The 2,732-nt window shown below is 63.3% G+C and carries 2 protein-coding genes; both read right to left on the bottom strand.

Annotated elements, in window-relative coordinates; all coding sequences use genetic code 11:
• Nucleotides 1–19: 19 nt before the first annotated feature.
• Nucleotides 20–2,254, bottom strand: coding sequence for a relaxase/mobilization nuclease domain-containing protein (locus tag ACXJ7R_RS29395; protein WP_457154891.1), 2,235 nt, complete (start codon nt 2,252–2,254; stop codon nt 20–22).
• Entirely contained in the window at nt 2,251–2,658 is a 408-nt protein-coding gene (locus ACXJ7R_RS29390) for a hypothetical protein (RefSeq protein WP_457154890.1), read from the bottom strand. Before ACXJ7R_RS29390 ends, ACXJ7R_RS29395 begins: the two co-directional genes overlap by 4 nt.
• Nucleotides 2,659–2,732 lie beyond the last annotated feature (74 nt).

Genomic DNA, 2,732 nt, shown 5'->3' with positions numbered 1-2,732 from the left:
ACCCTAGGTCGGCCCTTGTTCAACGCTCGTAGTCGTTATCGTTTGAGCGCTGGGTCTTCCGGTCCTGCTCTTCCGACTGCCGCGCCTTCTGTTTGTTCGCGTTCTTCTGCTTGGCTCTCACCTTCTCTTGCTCGGCGCCTGTACGCGGCTCAATCGGCTCGCGGGGATCGTCCCGAGTTGGGAGGTCTCGCCCTCGCGCCTCGCGCTCGGGGATTGGCTCCTCACCGCCACCACCACGACGCTGCTGCTGCCGCTCGAATTGCAGCCGCGCGAGACGGTCGTGCATCTTGTCGTTGACCTCTTCCCGATACTGTTCGAACTGTCCCTGATGCGCCGGAGGCAGCGTCTCGCGCATGTTGTCCAGAGCCTGATTGACGCGGGCCATCTGACGCCGCATTTCCAAGGGGGTTTGCGCCACGTTCAAATCTCCTATCAGTGCATTCAATTCTCTCATACCGGGATTGGACAGGAAAGACTTCTGCCCCGATTGATCAGCTCCGCGACCCGCGGCAGGCTGCCCCTCCCCTGTCCTATGACGGAACTGCAGAAAATTGTTGCCGATCGATTCCGCTGCCGTGAGAGCCTGACCGACTATGCCTGCGGTTCGCATCGTCGTCACAGTCTTTTGCCATGCGGCAGCGATTGCATCGCCGTTCACGACAAGGGATTGCCCATCGATACGGCGTTGCCGCTTGGCCTCCACCCGCTCGATCGTCCTGGCGCTGACCTGGTAGCGCGGATCGCTCTGGGCGCGGCTGTAGGCTCCGGCATGCTCCTTCGTGAATGGCCGCGTCATCGCATGATCCATGCGTCGCGTCGCCACCATCGCAATGCCGTTCTCGCGTGCTTTTTCCGCAAAGGTCTCGCGCCAGGCGACCAGATCTGGCTTATAGAATTTCAGGCGCTCGCCGTCGGCAGAGCGCGCCTGCACCATCGCGTGGATATGGACGTGCTTGGTGTCTTTGTGATGCGCCAGGACGAACTTGTATCCTGGCGCTCGCTCCTCCATCACGGCGCGCGCCGCAGCTATGACGGCGTTGGCATCGGTGCCGGCCTTTGCCGAGAAAAGCAGGTGATAGGCATTGCGGCGTTCACGCCCCGAAAACTGTGGGCGCCATTGTTCGTAGACCGAAGCCGCCGCCTTGGTGGCATTCTTCGCCCCGGGCACGGGCTCGCCATTTGCGTGGCGGACCTGGCTGTGGGTGCGGATAAACTTTTGCAAAAAGTATTTCGCTTTGGGTTCACGGCTGACGGCCGCCGTTACCTCTGCCTTGGCGACCACGCCAGCGGCGCCCATCGCTTCCGACAAGCGCGCCTCGATCTTGTCGAGCGCCTTGCTGCGCGAATTCTCCCGGCCGCCGGCAAGCACCTTGGCAAGCGGCCCCGCCCGCTCATCGGTGTGCGCGTATACCTCCACCGCCTGACCATCCTGCGCATAGATGAACGGTTTTGCGCCGAAGGCCTTGTTCAACGCCTCGCTCAAGGCGGAATCGGTAACCTCGCCGGCGAGCTCGAAACGAACCTCGATAAAATTGGTGTTTTCCAGGGGCGGTTCGAACGTCTCGCAAAACGTCTCCAGAAACGCTTTTCGTGCGCCGCCTGTCGCAAGGACCTGCCCGTCCTCGTCAAAAATCTCGATGTCGTGTTTCTCGCCTTTTTCGTCCTCGCGCTTCCCGATGTAGTTAAGCAGCCGAGCGGCGGCTTCCTTGGCCGACGGAGGATTGGGCATGACTTTAAACACGGCAGGCTGCGCACCCGCCGCATAGCCTGCCCGTGCCGCCACGGCCCGCGCCTGATAGCCCGCCCGCGCTGCTCGCCCTGTACCGCTCGGACGAACAGCACCACGGCCACGGCCGCCGCCCCCGCGCCGCTTCCAGTCTTCCTCCTCCTCTTCCGGCCGGAAACCGGCGAGCGTGGCGCCATAGACCATGATCGGCGCGCTAGTGGCGTTTGGCGAGCGCGCAGCCGCCGCGGACTTCGATGCCCTGCTGGACATGGAGCTTCCCGCCGTCCCCAACCCTCCCGGCGAAGAACGAGGGGCGCTCCTGCCGCCACTTACTGTCGAGCCGGCTTGTCCTTGCCCGAGGCGTCCGCCGCCACCGGTCAGCTCATAACTCTTCATCGCCTGAAATTCGCTGGCCGCGCGTCCGGCGCCCGTCACTGACTTGTCGTCCAGGTCCTCGCGCTTCACGCCGGACCCGCCTCGAAGATAGCGTTCGATTTCGGCMGCGTAGCCAGCAAGACGACCGCTCAAGGCCTGGCCTCCCTCGCCTTGCGGGACCCGCCAGTCATCGCCTTCAGTTCGTCGCGGAACTGCCGCACCAGGTCGCCCACGGCGATCAACGCCTGCTCAAGATCCTCATCATGGGCAACACGGCCGTCGTTTATGGCGCGCACGGCTTGATTGAAATTGACGCCGACGCGCCGCAGCTGATCGGTCATGTCCACGATCGCCGGCCGMAACGCCTCTGACGCAATAGGCAGATGCCCGACCTCTGCCCGCACGAGACGCCGGACGACCTCGCTGACGGTAACGCCGTCTCGCTCCGCAATGGCTTTGAGGTTGGCCAGCTCGTCAGCCGAAAATCGGATGTGCGTCACCTCGCCATAGCGCCGTGACGCGCTCTTCACCGCTGCTTTCTGGGCGTCTGCATCCATCTCTCAAGCCCGCTTGCGGGCGCTAAGGCCCGACAGGGCCGCGCCGCCTATTTTGTGTGTATCACAAAATAGGC

The sequence above is a fragment of the Mesorhizobium sp. P5_C1 genome, assembly GCF_054049815.1.
The sequence above is the reverse complement of the archived record's forward strand: the minus strand, read 5'-3'. Positions and strand labels throughout refer to the sequence as shown.